Origin of the sequence: Pseudogracilibacillus sp. SO30301A, from assembly GCF_037072025.1 — a bacterium.
Taxonomy (GTDB): Bacteria; Bacillota; Bacilli; order Bacillales; family Amphibacillaceae; genus Pseudogracilibacillus.
In genome coordinates this window covers 33,746-49,459 of record NZ_JAXHDD010000002.1, presented here as the reverse complement: position 1 = coordinate 49,459, position 15,714 = coordinate 33,746, and the positions used below count along the sequence as shown (strand labels likewise).

General features: G+C 35.0%; 16 protein-coding genes. 5 read left to right on the top strand and 11 right to left on the bottom strand.

Features of this window, described 5'->3' with window-relative positions; all coding sequences use genetic code 11:
* Positions 1–15: 15 nt before the first annotated feature.
* From opp4A to opp4C, 3 genes are all read left to right on the top strand, one after another.
* Positions 16–1,749, top strand: coding sequence for an oligopeptide ABC transporter substrate-binding protein (gene opp4A, locus SPD89_RS01980; RefSeq protein ID WP_336260281.1), 1,734 nt, complete (start codon positions 16–18; stop codon positions 1,747–1,749).
* A gap of 118 nt (positions 1,750–1,867) precedes the next feature.
* On the top strand, positions 1,868–2,830 hold the full coding sequence (gene opp4B / locus SPD89_RS01975; RefSeq protein WP_336260280.1) for an oligopeptide ABC transporter permease: 963 nt from the start codon (positions 1,868–1,870) through the stop codon (positions 2,828–2,830).
* Positions 2,831–2,843: 13 nt separating this feature from the next.
* On the top strand, positions 2,844–3,761 hold the full coding sequence (gene opp4C, locus SPD89_RS01970; protein WP_336260279.1) for an oligopeptide ABC transporter permease: 918 nt from the start codon (positions 2,844–2,846) through the stop codon (positions 3,759–3,761).
* Between the two features lie 301 nt (positions 3,762–4,062).
* On the opposite strand, the gene SPD89_RS01965 is transcribed toward opp4C, so the two are convergent.
* The 5 genes from SPD89_RS01965 to SPD89_RS01945 all read right to left on the bottom strand — a co-directional run bounded on the left by SPD89_RS01965 (position 4,063) and on the right by SPD89_RS01945 (position 10,341).
* Positions 4,063–5,349: an adenylosuccinate synthase gene (locus SPD89_RS01965; RefSeq protein WP_336260278.1), complete on the bottom strand. Its 1,287-nt coding sequence runs from the start codon at positions 5,347–5,349 to the stop codon at positions 4,063–4,065.
* Between the two features lie 181 nt (positions 5,350–5,530).
* Entirely contained in the window at positions 5,531–6,886 is a 1,356-nt protein-coding gene (gene dnaB, locus SPD89_RS01960) for a replicative DNA helicase (RefSeq protein ID WP_336260277.1), read from the bottom strand.
* Between the two features lie 59 nt (positions 6,887–6,945).
* The gene (gene rplI / locus SPD89_RS01955; RefSeq protein WP_336260276.1) at positions 6,946–7,392 is read right to left on the bottom strand and encodes a 50S ribosomal protein L9; all 447 of its coding nucleotides are present in this window, start codon (positions 7,390–7,392) and stop codon (positions 6,946–6,948) included.
* 1 nt (position 7,393) lies between these two features.
* Entirely contained in the window at positions 7,394–9,364 is a 1,971-nt protein-coding gene (locus SPD89_RS01950) for a DHH family phosphoesterase (RefSeq protein ID WP_442961022.1), read from the bottom strand.
* A gap of 26 nt (positions 9,365–9,390) precedes the next feature.
* Positions 9,391–10,341, bottom strand: coding sequence for a YybS family protein (locus tag SPD89_RS01945; protein ID WP_336260274.1), 951 nt, complete (start codon positions 10,339–10,341; stop codon positions 9,391–9,393).
* Positions 10,342–10,554: 213 nt separating this feature from the next.
* Between SPD89_RS01945 and SPD89_RS01940 the strand changes: the two genes are divergently transcribed.
* Entirely contained in the window at positions 10,555–11,049 is a 495-nt protein-coding gene (locus tag SPD89_RS01940) for a DUF1189 family protein (RefSeq protein WP_336260273.1), read from the top strand.
* 161 nt (positions 11,050–11,210) lie between these two features.
* On the opposite strand, the gene rpsR is transcribed toward SPD89_RS01940, so the two are convergent.
* The 5 genes from rpsR to SPD89_RS01915 all read right to left on the bottom strand — a co-directional run bounded on the left by rpsR (position 11,211) and on the right by SPD89_RS01915 (position 13,908).
* Entirely contained in the window at positions 11,211–11,435 is a 225-nt protein-coding gene (gene rpsR / locus SPD89_RS01935) for a 30S ribosomal protein S18 (protein ID WP_336260272.1), read from the bottom strand.
* 37 nt (positions 11,436–11,472) lie between these two features.
* On the bottom strand, positions 11,473–11,967 hold the full coding sequence (ssb, locus tag SPD89_RS01930; protein WP_336260271.1) for a single-stranded DNA-binding protein: 495 nt from the start codon (positions 11,965–11,967) through the stop codon (positions 11,473–11,475).
* Between the two features lie 15 nt (positions 11,968–11,982).
* Complete coding sequence (gene rpsF / locus SPD89_RS01925; RefSeq protein WP_336260270.1) at positions 11,983–12,273, bottom strand: 30S ribosomal protein S6; 291 nt, start codon at positions 12,271–12,273, stop codon at positions 11,983–11,985.
* A 160-nt stretch (positions 12,274–12,433) separates the two neighbouring features.
* A complete protein-coding gene (gene ychF / locus SPD89_RS01920; RefSeq protein ID WP_336260269.1) occupies positions 12,434–13,534 on the bottom strand; it encodes a redox-regulated ATPase YchF in 1,101 nt (366 codons plus the stop codon).
* 173 nt (positions 13,535–13,707) lie between these two features.
* Entirely contained in the window at positions 13,708–13,908 is a 201-nt protein-coding gene (locus SPD89_RS01915) for a DUF951 domain-containing protein (RefSeq protein WP_336260268.1), read from the bottom strand.
* Between the two features lie 300 nt (positions 13,909–14,208).
* On the opposite strand from SPD89_RS01915, the gene yyaC reads away from it, so the two are divergent.
* Entirely contained in the window at positions 14,209–14,814 is a 606-nt protein-coding gene (gene yyaC, locus SPD89_RS01910; protein ID WP_336260267.1) for a spore protease YyaC, read from the top strand.
* Here the strand turns inward: yyaC and SPD89_RS01905 are convergent.
* Positions 14,811–15,524 (bottom strand): DUF554 domain-containing protein, encoded by a 714-nt coding sequence (locus SPD89_RS01905; RefSeq protein WP_336260266.1) that lies wholly within the window; start codon positions 15,522–15,524, stop codon positions 14,811–14,813. The genes yyaC and SPD89_RS01905 overlap by 4 nt on opposite strands.
* Positions 15,525–15,714 lie beyond the last annotated feature (190 nt).

Genomic DNA, 15,714 nt, shown 5'->3' with positions numbered 1-15,714 from the left:
GAAGGGGGAAGCAGAGTGAAGAAAAAACTCTTATTGCTTTTAGCAGTAATATTTTCATTGTCACTTGTACTTGTTGCCTGTAGCGGTAGTAATGATGATGCGTCGACAGATGAGGACAAAACCGAGAACGACGCCGCTGATGAAGATGCTAAGGATGCTGGGGATGCACAAGAAGGCGGTTCAATAACGTTCGCCCTTGATCAAGAGCCTGAAGGATTGCTGATGGATGGATTTTCAGCAAGTGCCTATGATTCACAAGTAAACGAATTTATCCATGAAGATCTATGGACTACAAATGAAGAATTAGAATATATTCCTGGTATTGCTGACTGGGAAACAGAAGATAATAAAGTGTTCCATTTTACGATTCAAGAAGGGGTAAAATGGCATAATGGCGAGGAACTGACGATGGAAGACTGGCAGTTTGCGCTTGAAGTGCTGGCACATCCAGATTATGAAGGTGATCGCTATTCGTATGTCCAAGACATTGAGGGTGTCGATGAGTATAATAGTGGTGATGCCGATTCGATTTCCGGCTTTGAATTGGAAGATGATTACCATGCAACGATCACATTCAAGGAAAAGAAAATTAATAACTTAGAAAATTTATGGTCTGGCGTTATGCCTAAAAAGGAATTAGAAGACATTCCGGTTGGAGAAATGGATTCAGCGCCGGAAATTCGTGAACACCCGGTTGGTATTGGGCCGTTTAAAGTGAAAGAGATCCAGCCTGGTGAATACATCAGTTTGGAACGCCATGATGATTATTGGCAAGGCACACCAAAATTAGATGAAATTTTACTTAAAGTCATTGACCCATCCCTTACATTAGGAGCGTTACAAAACGGGGAAGTTGATGTAATGGAAATTCGCCCCGATGATGTAGATGAATTGGAGAATGCAGATAACATCAGCATTGTTGAACAGGAAGGGTTAGGCTACTCTTACGTTGCTTTCCGTTTCGGTCATTGGGATAAGGAAAACCAAACAGCAGTTGCCGATTATGATAAATTTTCCGACAAACGTCTGCGTCAAGCAATGTTCTATGCCCTGGACAGAGAATCCCTTGTTAACAACTATTTAAACGGAAAAGCAACGATTGTAAATACACCAATTCCATCGGTACACTGGATTTCTGCAGATGAATCCGAGTTAACGCAATATGATTACAATCCAGAAAAAGCGGAAGACCTGCTTGATGAAGCTGGCTATAAAGATATAGATGGTGATGGCTTTAGAGAAGATCCGGACGGGAATGAATTCGTCGTTAAATTTGGTCACTATGCCGGTCCGGCAGCATTTGAAGGTCGATCCCAAGCAATCATGCAAAACTGGGAAGATGTCGGTATTAAAACAGAGCTTGCAACGGGACAGTTAATCGAATTTAACACATATAACGACATGAAAGACAATGATGATGAAGCATTGGAAACATTCTTCGGTTCATGGTTAGTTGGCTCGGATCCGGATCCAACTGGCTTATGGGGCAGTAAAGAAGAATATAACTTTGGCCGCTGGGTCAATGAAGAATCAGATGCATTACTAAAAGATGGCCTGAGTGAAGCCGCCTTTGAAGAAGACTACCGCCGTGATGTTTATGTTGAATGGCAAAAATTATTTAACGAAGAATTACCAGCACTTCCTTTATGGGAGAATTTAGATCTGTACGGCATCAATGATCGTGTTCAAGGTTATACAATTGATGCAACCAGATTTCGTCATTATCATGAATGGTATGTAACGGACTGATGATAATGTCATTGTTCTAGCAATGACAACAAATAATGGTAAGGAGATAGGAAAAGGAACATACTTCCCTATCTCCCACTTCATGGCATATACATTTTGAAGATAAGGAGTCCTACAGATGATCACTTATTCACTTCGGCGAATTGTATCGATGATTCCAATTTTAATCCTTGTCTCTGTTGTTGTTTTTGTGCTCGCAAAAATGATGCCCGGTGATCCGTTTACAGGTGAGATTGATCCTAATAATACCAAACCAGAATACATTGAAGAAATGAGAGAAAAGCTCGGATATAATGATCCATTACCACAACAGTATACTAGATGGGTTAGTAGCTTTGTGAAAGGTGATTTTGGGAAATCAACGAAATATAAAAAACCTGCAGTAGAAGTCATCAAGGATAAACTGCCCAATACGATATTTCTCGCGGTATGTGCACTCGTCATTACCTATATTTTAGCATTTATGATGGGGATGTATGCTGGCAGGAAACCTTATACAATCGGGGATAATGCGATAGCTGTCTTTAACTATGGAGGGCTGGCAATTCCACAATATATTGTGGCCATTGTCTCGATTTACTTTTTCGCTTTTAAATTAGGCTGGCTACCATCCAACGGATCCATTAAACCTGGTTTGGAGCATGGTACATGGGAGTTTTGGAGTAGTCGTTTTTATCATGTTATTCTCCCGGCTTTAACCTTGGGACTATTATCAACTGCATCTTATACACAATTTTTACGAAATGACATTATCCAGAATAGTCGTATGGATTATGTAAGAAGTGCAAGAGCAAGAGGGACAAGCGAAGCAAATATTTATAATAAACATATTTTGCGAAATTCCATTATTCCGCTCATAACGTTTTTCGGATTTGATCTTGCCACTTTAATCGGAGGGGCAATTATTACCGAGACAATATTTACCTACCCAGGTATCGGAATGTTATTCATCGATTCTGTTGATTCAAGAGATTATCCAATTATTATGAGTTTAACAATGATCTTCTCACTATTAACACTTTTGGGTAATCTTGTTGCCGATATACTTTATGGTGTGGTAGATCCAAGAATACGTTATTAGGGGGTAAATTATAATGAAACCCGAAATGGAATTTGGGCCAGAACCAGTAGAGATTAAACAAGAGAAATTTGATTCGACATGGGTAATTGCCCGTAAGAAATTTATTAAAAATAAAATAGCAATGGTTAGTCTCGGATTTCTCATCTTGATTGCCGCTATTTCATTTTTAACGCCATATATTTGGACAGAAGATGTTACAAGAATCCATACTGATCAGGCAAATATGGAACCATCTAAAGAGCATTATCTAGGTACTGATCGGAATGGCCGTGACGTATTATTACGTACGATCCATGGTGGTAAAGTATCCCTTACAATAGGAATTGTATCCATGTTTGCCGTTACGATAATCGGTTCAATTATTGGAGCATTATCTGGATATTTCGGCGGGCTGGTAGATAATTTAATCATGCGGTTCACTGATTTTATTTTAACGATACCATTTATGGTGTTTATTATCGTATTAAATGCCATTATGCTTGGCTATGAACGGGTAACCGGCATGTGGAGTTTGATTATCGTCTTTAGTTTACTTGGTTGGGGTAGTGTAGCTCGGATTGTTAGAAGTAAGATTTTATCCGAGAAAGAAAATGAATATATTCTTGCGGCACAATCCATCGGGACAAAACCTACCAAAATTATTTCCCGCCACTTAATCCCAAATGTATTAACAGTTATTATCGTCCAAGCAACCTTAGTGCTTGCAATATACATCGTAGCTGAGGCGGGCTTGAGCTTCATTGGGGTCGGCGTACCACCGGATATTCCCAGCTGGGGCAATATGTTAATGGAAGCAAGGCAAACCGATGTATTAAAGAATAAATTATGGATTTGGGTACCACCTGCAGTCTGTATCACATTAACCATCTTGTCGATCAATTTTGTCGGTGAAGGGTTAAAAGATGCATTTGACCCAAAAACAACGAAGTAATTCCTGTTTTAAAACCCTCAAAGAAAATGACGATGGATTTTGGCTTATTGGTTCTGGAATGACAGAAACAGTAAACTGTTATTTTGAACGGGAAGAATGAATTCCGGATTGCATATAGATCCGTTTTTGCCATTCCATTAGAAAAATTGTCTTATCACCATGCCTTTATTGTGAGAACTAAAGATGCACGTATGCAAGTCAAAAAAGTGTTATACTTTTGTATAAAAATGACAGATGGTGGCTCGCTCAAGGCGAGCCACCATGGTCTCTTATCTGTCAATAAAACTAAAACGCATTTGTTTTATCGATACACGCTTCTTACTACGTTTGTTTGTGTACGGTCAGGGCCAACTGAAAAAATTGATAGTGGAATTTCAGTTAATTGAGAGACTCTCTCTAAATAATGACGCGCATTTTCTGGTAGTTCATGCAGACTTCTAACACCGGTAATATCTTCCGTCCAGCCCGGTAACTCTTCATAAACTGCTTCACATTTAGAAAGAATGTTTAGATTCGCTGGAAACTCTTCAATAATATTTCCGTTATATTTATACGCAACGCAAATTTTTAATGTTTCAATTCCGGTTAGAACGTCTAAACAGTTAAGTGACAGATCCGTGATTCCACTTACACGACGGGCATGACGGACAACAACACTGTCAAACCAGCCAACCCGGCGAGGTCTTCCTGTTGTCGTTCCATATTCTCTACCCACCTCACGAATTTGATTACCAATTTCATCTTTAAGTTCCGTTATAAATGGGCCATCTCCAACCCTTGTTGTATATGCTTTAGAAACGCCCACAACTGTCGAAATTTTAGAGGGACCAACCCCTGAGCCTATTGTTACACCACCAGCAACTGGGTTCGAGGAGGTAACAAATGGATATGTCCCTTGGTCAATATCTAACATTACTCCTTGTGCACCTTCAAATAGCACACGACGACCTTCATCAAGCGCATCATTTAAAACAACAGATGTGTCGCAAACATACTTAGCCATCTGTTGTCCGTACTCGTAATATTCCTCTAAAATATCCTCTACACGAAATGGTTCAACTTCATATACTTTTTCAAATAGACGATTCTTTTCTTTTAAATTTTGTACTAGTTTTTCCTCGAATACTTCTTTATCTAATAAATCAGCTATACGGATTCCAATACGTGCCGCTTTATCCATATACGCAGGGCCAATTCCCTTTTTTGTTGTCCCAATTTTAAGAATACCCTTTTCTTCTTCTTGAAGGATATCTAATTTTAAATGGTATGGTAAAATAACATGAGCACGGTTACTCACTCGTAAATTATCTGTTGAAATATTTTTATCATGTAGATATTTTATTTCTTCTACAAATGCTTTTGGATCAATTACCATTCCATTTCCTAATACACTAGTTTTTTCCGGGAAGAAAATACCTGATGGAATTAAATGTAACTTATATGTGACATCGTCAAATACAATCGTATGACCGGCATTATTTCCACCTTGATAACGGGCTACTACTTCTGCATTTTGAGACAAAAAGTCAGTAATTTTTCCTTTCCCTTCGTCACCCCATTGCGTACCTACAATAACTACTGAGGACATCGTACCCGGCACCTCCACTTATTTTTTAAGTAAAATAATTATTAAATCACATGTGTAAGTGTACCAATTAAAACGAACCAAGTCAATTGAATCACGAACATTTACATCTTTTTTTTGTATAATGTTCGGTAATTGCCGCTTAGGTTGTTTGAATAAAATAGTTTATACGTAAGATATACGTTTATACAGGTATTGGTGGGGGTACTTCACTGTCTCCATAACGGAAATCTAAGTCAACAAACTTATTATATTCTTTAACAAAAGCCAATTCCACTGTCCCAGTAGGACCATTCCGTTGTTTTGCCAAAATGATTTCTATATTTTGTTGCTCGGACTCAGAATCATAATAATCATCTCTATAAAGAAACCCTACAATATCAGCGTCTTGCTCAATACTTCCGGATTCACGTAAATCAGACATCATCGGGCGTTTATCCTGACGGGACTCAACACCACGTGAAAGCTGTGATAACGCAATAAGTGGTACCTCTAATTCCCTAGCTAAACCTTTTAGAGACCGAGAAATTTCTGATACCTCTTGTTGTCTGTTATCTCGTGAATGTTCACTTCCTTGGATAAGTTGTAAATAATCGATAATAATCATTCCAAGGCCTTGTTCTTGCTTAAGACGTCGGCATTTTGAACGAATATCTGTTACCCGAATACCTGGAGAATCATCAATATAGATTCCTGCATGAGATAAGCTTCCCATAGCCATCGTTAACTTTCCCCAGTCTTCTTGTTCTAATTTTCCAGTACGAAGTCTTTGTGAATCAATATTTCCTTCCGCACATAGCATACGAGAAACTAGTTGATCTGCACCCATTTCTAGACTAAAAATTGCTACATTCTCATCCGTATTAATCGCTACGTTTTGTGCTATATTCAGTGCAAAGGCTGTCTTACCCATCGACGGTCTTGCCGCAATAATGATTAAATCGTTTCGCTGGAATCCAGACGTCATCCGATCCAAATCCCGATAACCTGTTGGGATTCCTGTAACATCATCTTTTGCATGATGCAATTGTTCAATATTGTCATAGACTTCGATTAAAACATCTTTAATTGGTTTAAATGCATTAACATTTTTTCGACTTGAAACTTCCAATATACTTCTTTCAGCTTCATCTAAAACTTCTTCTACTTCATCTTCTCTCGAAAAAGTTTTTGTAACAATGTCAGTAGCCGTGTTAATAAGGCGACGTAAAAGTGCCTTTTCTTCTACGATTTTACTATAGTAATCGATATTAGCAGCCGTTGGTACACTACTGGCAAGATCAGTTAAATACGTAACCCCTCCAGCAATGTCAAGCTTGTCCGAATTAGCAAGTAATGTAGTTACCGTTACGATATCGATTGGTTCACCTTTTTCAAACAGCTTATACATCGCCTCAAAAATCACTTCATGACTTGCTCGATAAAAGTCAGGAGGACCGATACGTTCTGAGGCAGTTGAAAAAACATCAGGTTCTAAAAATATTGCTCCAATTACCGCTTGTTCTGCTTCAATATTATGCGGAGGTATGCGCTCATTCACACTTCATTCATCCTTTATCTTCCTAATAATATAGGAAGTCGTTCTTTATTTTTAAAAAATTATTCTTCCGTTACATGAACAGTTATAGTTCCGTTTATTTCATGATGCAATTTTACTGGTATTTTATGGTGGCCTAATGATCGAATTGGATCTTTCAATTCAATTTTCCGTCTATCTACATCTAGTTTGTGTTTTTTCTTTAGTTCATCTGCAATTTGTTTACTTGTTATCGATCCAAACAGGCGACCACCTTCACCTGATTTAGCTTTTATAAGGACAGTCGTTTCAGCTAGCTTAGCTTTTAATTGTTCAGCAATAGACTTTTCTTCTTGTTCTCTTTCGGCCTCTTTTTGCTTTTGTACGTTTAATTTTTTTAAGTTCCCTGGTGTTGCTTCTTCAGCTAGATTATTTTTAAATAAATAATTATTAGCATAACCTACAGAAACATCTTTTACTTCTCCTTTTTTCCCTTTTCCTTTTACATCTTTTAAGAAAATAACTTTCATTTTACGTTCTCCCCTCTAAATATTTATTAATAATTTCTTTTAATTTTTCTTCTACTTCGTCTATCGTCAATCCTTTTATTTGTGTAGCTGCATTTGTCAAATGCCCCCCGCCGTTCATCTCTTCCATAATTAATTGTACATTGACATCTCCTAATGAGCGTGCACTAATAGATACTGTTTCTTCACTTCTCCAGGCAATGACAAAGGATGCTGTTACATTATCTACCGTTAGTAATGTATCAGCTGCTTGCGCTATAATAATTTGATTATAAAAAGATTCATCTCCTTTTACGATTGCTAAAGAATCACGATAAATATAGGCTCTTTCTATTAATTTATTTCTTTTTACTAATGTGCTTAAATCTTCCTTAAGAAACTTTTGGATTAATATTGGATCCGCACCTTTTGATCTTAAATAAGATGCAGCATCAAAAGTTCTAGATCCTGTTCGAAGTGCGAAACTTTTCGTATCAACTATTATCCCCGCTAGTAACGAAGTCGCTTCCAATGTAGATAATTTCTTTTTATTTGGTTGATATTCAATTAATTCAGTTACTAACTCGGATGTAGACGATGCATACGGCTCCATATAAACGAGTGTCGGATTATTAATAAAATCTTCACCTCTTCGGTGATGGTCAATAACGACTTTATATTCGGCATTTCGAAGAAGCTTTTCATGTGCTACAAGAGATGGTCGGTGAGTATCAACGACTACAACTAAACTACGGCTCGTATAAATAGCATCCGCTTCGTCTGGACCAATGAAATGTTTCCATAATCCTTCTTCTTTCTTTACCATTTCAATTACACGAGCAACTCCTGTTGTAGAGTCATTTTCATCAAAAACAATAAACCCTTCTACATTATTTGATTTAGCAATATTAAGGACTCCAATTGTTGCACCCAATGAATCCATATCTGGTGCTTTATGCCCCATAATAAGAACATTATCACTTTCTTGCACTAATTCCTTTAGTGCATGGGAAATTACTCTTGCCCTTACTCTGGTCCGCTTTTCCATTGGATTTGTTTTTCCACCGTAAAAACGAACTTTACCAGTTTCGTCTCTAATAGCAATTTGATCTCCACCGCGGCCTAACGCAAGGTCTAAACTAGATTGAGACAATTTTGCCAATTCCGGAATCGGTACATTTCCTACACCAATACCAATACTTAAAGTAATCGGATTTCTTTGTACTTCTTCTATATTGATTGATCTTATTTCATCTAAAATTTCAAATCTTGATTTCTCAAGCATTTCTAATGTCTGCTTCGTTAAAACCCCAATAAAACGATCTTGAGATGTTCTTTTTAAATAAAAATGATAGTCATCGGCCCATTTATTTAAGTGAGATGTTACGATTGAATTCAGTTGACTTTTGACATTATCACTCATATTTCGAGAAAGTTCTTCATAGTTATCTAAATAAATTGTTGCAAGCACTAATTGCTCATTATAATATTGTTTTTCCAAACGCTTTTCTTCTGTACGATTAAATAAAAAGAGAGTTTGGTTAGAATAATCCACCTTTGTTTTCAATTGTAATCCATTTATACTTAACCAAATTACATCCTTTTCTTTTTTAAGCTGAGGTATAAGATCTTCTGAAAAAATATCTAAAGACTTACCAAAAAAGGAGGATTCATCCTCAACTAAGTTATGAATAAAAGGATTTACCCACTTTATTTGAAATTTTTCATTATATATAATAATCCCAATCGGCATGTTTAAAAATACTTTTTCTCCAGCATCTTTAATTTGATACGATAATTGGGACATATTCTCCAATTGAGTTTTTTCAATCTTTCTTTCTTCACGATTATAATAAATAAAAGCAACAACAAAAAGAATGGTAAAAATAAGCCCAATAATCCAATGAAAATAAAATAGTACACATACCGTTATAAAAGAGAGAACATATATAGCCCATATATAATTGTTCTTTAATTTTTCCCAAAAATGTTCCAACATGTTCAACTCCTAAATTTCCTCACCTATTTTTTACTTTCATCGATTAAACGTGCTTTCAACGAAAAACCTAAATCAATTATACCAATAATTCGAATAAGAAACAGGAATAAAAAAGGAAGTAAAAGAGTTACAACAACAATTATTATTGGTATTGATTTATGAACTTTTTTATGATCAGCATAGAAAAAGATAAAGGAAAAACCTTGAATGGTGATCAGTACAATCGTTAAAGCAACCACATTCATGACGATTAAATATAATCCGCTACCTTCACCAAGATCGACAAAAGATAAAATTAATGCGATAAAATAAATCCAGATAAGGGAAACAGGTAAATTGAAATTTTTAAAAGGAGGAAATGATAATCTTTTGTTTTCCACTCGATTTATTACTTTATAACTAATCCACTGACTTATAAAAGCAAAAAATATACTACCAATTGCAATACTGGAAGGTAATAAATCTTTAATAACATACATTCGCTCTTCAAATAGTTGAACTTGTTTTTCTGCTTGAGAATCGAGACCCAGCTGATCGAATATTACCTTTGTCATTGCAATCGAATCTTCAATTACAACATCCATTTCTTCATAAATATTGATATTTGCAACAAATTGTAGCACTAACAGAACTAAAACCATTCCAATAATAAACCCTAATGTTCCTTGTGCCCATACTTCATAAGGTTTTAGATTTCGATAAATTGCTCCCCCTATTAATATACCCCCGATCCCAGCAAACAAGGTAATTGGCAGAGAAATAACTGTTGCAAAAACGAACGATAATACAATGGTACTGAATAACATAATTAAAGCGGGCTTCATACCGTGTCTTGCTGCATAAATTATAAAAGGAACCGGTAAAATAAAAATACCAAACATAATGATAGGTGGAATAAATACTGTAATTAGTAAAAGTACTATATATACTGCTGTTAATAGAGCTCCATCCGTTATTTTTTTTGATTGATTCATCATTACACCTCAAGTTTCTAAACAAATACTTCATTATATTATAATATCAGATTTAGCTGTTAATTGTTATTGATGGTTACCAATTATAATAATTTTAACATTTCACTTACTATATTTTATATCCTATTCAAACAGTCCATTTTCTGTTAGAGTGTTTAAAAACATGGTATAGTATTCATGATAGATAATGTAATACTAAAGGGACGAAAATTGATGAAAGATTACTGGGATGCTTTTTTACATAGTTTAAGACTGCCTAAAAAGCAGTCCGTCTTTGCGTTAAATCGCATTGGAATGGACATTACTGTTATTTACTTGTTCTTCTTATTAGCAATTGCATCTTTACCTGCTTTTTATGAACAAATTATGGTTAATGAATCTTCAGCAACACATATTCATCCTTTTTTCTTATTAATTTACTTTTTTATATTTTACTATTTGGTTTTAGTTCTAATCGTATTTTCACTACTTTCCATTATTGCATACATAGGAACATTAATTACAAGAGGTTTAAAGAGAAAGTTGCGGTTCTCGATTATTTGGAAAATGACTGCATTTTCAATTACCACACCATTACTTCTATTTACGGTAATTTCATTTTTCCACCCACTAAGTTCATTGTTTTTATTTTTAGCTACTATTTATATATTTTTCATTTTAATAAAAATTATTTTAATTTATCCAAAAAGAAAAGTCCGTCAATTATAGATGGACGATAAGAAAAACGAAGAAAATAAAAATTCCTTTTCAATATCCTATTAGAATATGAAAAGGAATCTTTTAGCAGATAAGAAAGTATAAAACTTTCCTACTGCATAAGTGCAACTAAGGCTTTCGCCTAGGCTTGGCGATAAGCCAAGTTTTCTAAATTATTCACTAACAAATGGTAGTAATGCCATTGCTCGAGCACGTTTAATTGCAATAGTTAATTTACGTTGATATTTAGCAGATGTTCCAGTTACTCTTCGTGGAAGAATTTTTCCGCGTTCAGAAATAAATCTTCTTAGTAAATCAACATCTTTATAGTCGATATGTGTAATTCCGTTCGCTGTAAAATAACACACTTTACGACGTCTTGGACGACCACGTCTCATAAGTATCACTCCTTACTTTAAATGTCATTAAATATATCTAAAACGGTAAATCATCGTCAGAAATATCTACTTGTTCCCCATCTTTTTGAAATGGATTTGCTGTTCTTTCTTCCATTGGTTGTGATGGTTGGCTATGGGATGGTGGTGCTTGATGTTGAAATGATTCGTTAGGACTGTAACTAGATGGACTTGAACCTCTTTGTTGCGAAGCTCCTCTTGACTCCAAGAATTGGATATTTTCAGCCACTACTTCCGTAACATAAACCATCTTTCCATCTTGACCTTCATATGATCGTGTTTGGATTCTACCATCTACTCCGATCATACTGCCTTTTTTCATATAATTTGCAAGGTTTTCCGCAGTCTTTCGCCAAACAACACAGTTAATAAAATCTGCTTCTTGTTCTCCTTGCTGATTTCTAAACGGCCTATTTGCAGCTACTGTAAAATTAGCAACTGCTACTCCACTTGCAGTATAACGTAAATCGGGATCTCTTGTTAGCCTTCCGACTAAAACGACTCTATTCAACACCAGAATCACTCCCTATTATTGTTGATCTAAACGAACTACCATGTGGCGAATAATGTCATCAGAAAACTTCGCTTGACGTTCAAATTCATTTACAGCTTGGTGATCGCCTTTAAAGTTAATAACAACATAATAACCATCACGGAAATTATTAATTTCATATGCAAGTCGACGTGAACCTAACTCGTCTACTTTATCAATTGTAGCCCCATTATCTGTTAAAATAGCGTTAAAGCGTTCAATTAACTCTTTTCTAGCTTCTTCTTCGATATTTGGGCGGATGATATACATGATTTCATAATCTCTCATCCTACGCACCTCCTTTTGGTCTATACGGCTTTGCCTTCATATGAGGCAAAGCAAGGAGTAATTTTTACAATTACCCACAGATGAAAATTATAACAAAAACATGCTAAAATAACAACTCTTTTGGTTCTCCCAAATTATACGTTATATTGCTTGTTATCTCTTATACATTAAATCGGAAATGAATGACATCCCCATCTCTTACTAAGTAATCTTTTCCTTCAAGTCTAACTTTCCCATTCTCTCGAGCTTGTACCATGGATCCAGCTTCCATTAAATCATCATAAGACACTGTCTCGGCCCGGATAAATCCTCGCTCAAAGTCTGTATGAATAAGTCCTGCAGCTTGAGGTGCTTTCATTCCTTTTTTAAATGTCCAAGCTCTTACCTCTTGTTCCCCTGCAGTAAAGTATGTTGCAAGTCCTAATAATTCATAAGATGCGGTAATTAATTGATCCAGTCCTGATTGTTCTATCCCCAACTCTTCTAAAAATAGTTCCTTTTCTTCTTGATCTAGTTCTGCAATTTCTTCTTCAATTTTAGCACTTACAACAATTACCTCGGCATTATCTTTTTTGGCATATTCTTTTACCTGTTTAACATATTTATTTCCTTCAATATCTGTTATATCCTCTTCACTTACATTTGCAACATATAAAATTGGCTTTGCTGTTAAGAGATGTAGTTGATTTGCTATTTTCATCTCTTCTTCTGTTAGCTTTACAGCTCGGGCTGGTATTTCATTTTCAAGTCCTTCTTTTAACTTTTTCATCGTATTAAATTCTTGAACCGCTTTTTTTTCTTTTTGTCTTGCTAATTTTTCTGAACGTTCATAACGGCGTGTTACAGTCTCTAAATCAGCCAAAATCAATTCAAGATTAATTGTTTCAATATCATCAATCGGATCTATTTTTCCGGAAACATGCGTAATATTTTCATCTTCAAAACAACGCACGACTTGACAAATAGCATCAACTTGCCTGATATGAGAAAGAAACTGATTTCCTAATCCCTCTCCTTTATTTGCCCCTTTTACAATGCCAGCGATATCCGTAAATTCAAATGCAGTAGGCACTGTTTTTTTCGGTTTTACTACTTCAGTTAACTTTTGTATTCTTTCATCCGGAACTTCCACAATCCCAACATTTGGATCAATTGTACAAAACGGATAATTAGCAGATTCTGCACCTGCTTTTGTTATTGCATTAAATAATGTTGACTTCCCAACATTTGGAAGACCAACTATTCCTGCTGTTAATGACATCTAATTCCCACTCCTTAAAAGGGTCCCCTAGTTCATCTGAACTATCTAGTATTATACTTTCTTAATTTTAAAATAACAAATAGCTAAAATTTAAAAACTCATTATCGTTGACTAGTCAAAATTCAATTTTCTTTATAAGAAAACTCATTTTTTCGTTGGTTATTACTACGTATTTATTCTTTTTCACTTTTTTCAATAATTTTCTTTAATTTCTTTTGAAATTCGTTTCTTGGTATAAGCACACTTCTGTCACAACCTAAACATTTAATTCGTATATCCATTCCCATCCGAATTATTCTCCACTTATTTTCACCACAAGGATGTTGTTTTTTCATCTCGACAATATCATTTAATGAAAATTGCTTTTTATCCATTTCCATTATCCTTTCTTATTTTAAATCCTTCATTATAATAAACAATTTACTATTGATGCTATCCAGTAATTAAATTAGTAGTTTTTCGTACTTATTATATCATTTTCATAATAGAAATTAATATAAACGACTGCTTATTTTACTGTTTTCTGAACAAATTAGCTTCAATACGGAATGTATATTGTTGTGTTTTAAAACGTATACTATTAGAAATCTTGCCCGATAACTAAAGTCTCGACAGTTGTGGAACGTCGTTTACTTTTTTTAAAACCTAATACAATATGGAAGGAACATTTCTAAATGAATAATCCAGTTCAAAATAATGACGTGAATCATGTACACTATAAAGATCCTTTAGCAATTAAATTAACTAGTGACATTCTTATAACATGTTTGCCAAAATACTATACAAACTTAATCGTTCTTTGCATTGGTACCGATCGTTCCACTGGAGATTCTTTAGGTCCATTAACAGGTACGTTGCTTACTCAAATGAGACCGACGCAAATTAAGGTTTATGGAACACTTCATCATCCAGTGCATGCTGTGAATTTGGAAGAATCAATCCAAAAAATTAAAATGTCTTATAGAGATCCATTTATTATCGCAATTGATGCATCTTTAGGAAAAAATTCATCCATTGGAAACTTAATTAGTGGTTCTGGCCCTCTAAAGCCGGGAGCTGCTTTAAAGAAGGAATTACCTGCTGTCGGTGACGCCTATATTATAGGTGTAGTAAATATAGGCGGATTCATGGATTATGCTGTTTTACAAAGTACGCGGCTTTCTCTTGTGCATGATATGGCATATAAAATTGCCCTTGTGTTAAAGAAAATAGACTTCTGGCTACAGCATTATAATTCGAATCAAGCTACTAACTTAAAAGGATATAATAAATCCGTTTAATTGATAAATAACATGTGATTCAAATAAACAAAAACAACGACCATGAATATTGCAGGTAATAAGTTTGTTACTCTAATTTGGGTTAATTTCAACAAGTTTAGACCGATTGCAACAATTAATAGGCCACCAACTGCTGTAATATCCACTAATAAATCATTAAAAACCTCTTCAGGGATTAGCTTTTCTATTTGACTCGCCAGTAAAGCAATAGATCCTTGAAATAACACAACTGGAATAACAGATAATATCACACCTATACCTAATGTCGTAGTAAGTATAAAAGCTGTAAATCCGTCCAACACAGACTTAGTTAATAATACTTCATGATCTCCCCTTAGACCACTATCTAGTGCACCTAGAATCGCCATAGCTCCAACTACAAACAACAAAGAAGCCGTAACGAATGCTTGTGACACATTTATATTATCATCTTTATTAGTTAATCTCCTACTTACCCAATACCCTAACCTGTTTAATAACTCTTCCAATCGGAATAATTCCCCCACTATTGCACCTGTCAGCATACTTAGTAAGACGATAATAATTGAATTGACCTGAAGAGCCATCTGTAGTCCAATTAAAAGAATTGTTAAACCAATCCCTTGGATAATAGTTTCTTTATATTTATCGTTTATTTTCGTCATAAACAGTCCGATTAAACTACCAATGACGATACATATTCCATTCACAATCGTTCCGAATAATACCATTTCTGTTCCTCACTATACAATTAAATTACTTATGTTTTTCTATAATGTTTCACGTGAAACATTTCTTTTATAATAATTGGCTTTCTCCATTTATTTATGGCTAAAGCCTTAACTGTACTTATGCAGTAATGAAGTATTTACTTTTTTGCCAAATAAAAAGACTGATCACATTTTTATATAATCAGTCTCA

Excerpts from the sequence above, each read along its gene's own strand:
- opp4B (WP_336260280.1), top strand. The coding sequence starts at position 1,868 with ATGATCACTTATTCACTTCGGCGAATTGTATCGATGATTCCAATTTTA.
- opp4C (WP_336260279.1), top strand. The coding sequence starts at position 2,844 with ATGAAACCCGAAATGGAATTTGGGCCAGAACCAGTAGAGATTAAACAA.
- SPD89_RS01965 (WP_336260278.1), bottom strand. The coding sequence starts at position 5,349 with ATGTCCTCAGTAGTTATTGTAGGTACGCAATGGGGTGACGAAGGGAAA.
- rplI (WP_336260276.1), bottom strand. The coding sequence starts at position 7,392 with ATGAAAGTTATTTTCTTAAAAGATGTAAAAGGAAAAGGGAAAAAAGGA.
- SPD89_RS01945 (WP_336260274.1), bottom strand. The coding sequence starts at position 10,341 with ATGAATCAATCAAAAAAAATAACGGATGGAGCTCTATTAACAGCAGTA.
- SPD89_RS01940 (WP_336260273.1), top strand. The coding sequence starts at position 10,555 with ATGAAAGATTACTGGGATGCTTTTTTACATAGTTTAAGACTGCCTAAA.
- rpsR (WP_336260272.1), bottom strand. The coding sequence starts at position 11,435 with ATGAGACGTGGTCGTCCAAGACGTCGTAAAGTGTGTTATTTTACAGCG.
- rpsF (WP_336260270.1), bottom strand. The coding sequence starts at position 12,273 with ATGAGAGATTATGAAATCATGTATATCATCCGCCCAAATATCGAAGAA.
- ychF (WP_336260269.1), bottom strand. The coding sequence starts at position 13,534 with ATGTCATTAACAGCAGGAATAGTTGGTCTTCCAAATGTTGGGAAGTCA.
- SPD89_RS01915 (WP_336260268.1), bottom strand. The coding sequence starts at position 13,908 with ATGGATAAAAAGCAATTTTCATTAAATGATATTGTCGAGATGAAAAAA.
- yyaC (WP_336260267.1), top strand. The coding sequence starts at position 14,209 with ATGAATAATCCAGTTCAAAATAATGACGTGAATCATGTACACTATAAA.
- SPD89_RS01905 (WP_336260266.1), bottom strand. The coding sequence starts at position 15,524 with ATGGTATTATTCGGAACGATTGTGAATGGAATATGTATCGTCATTGGT.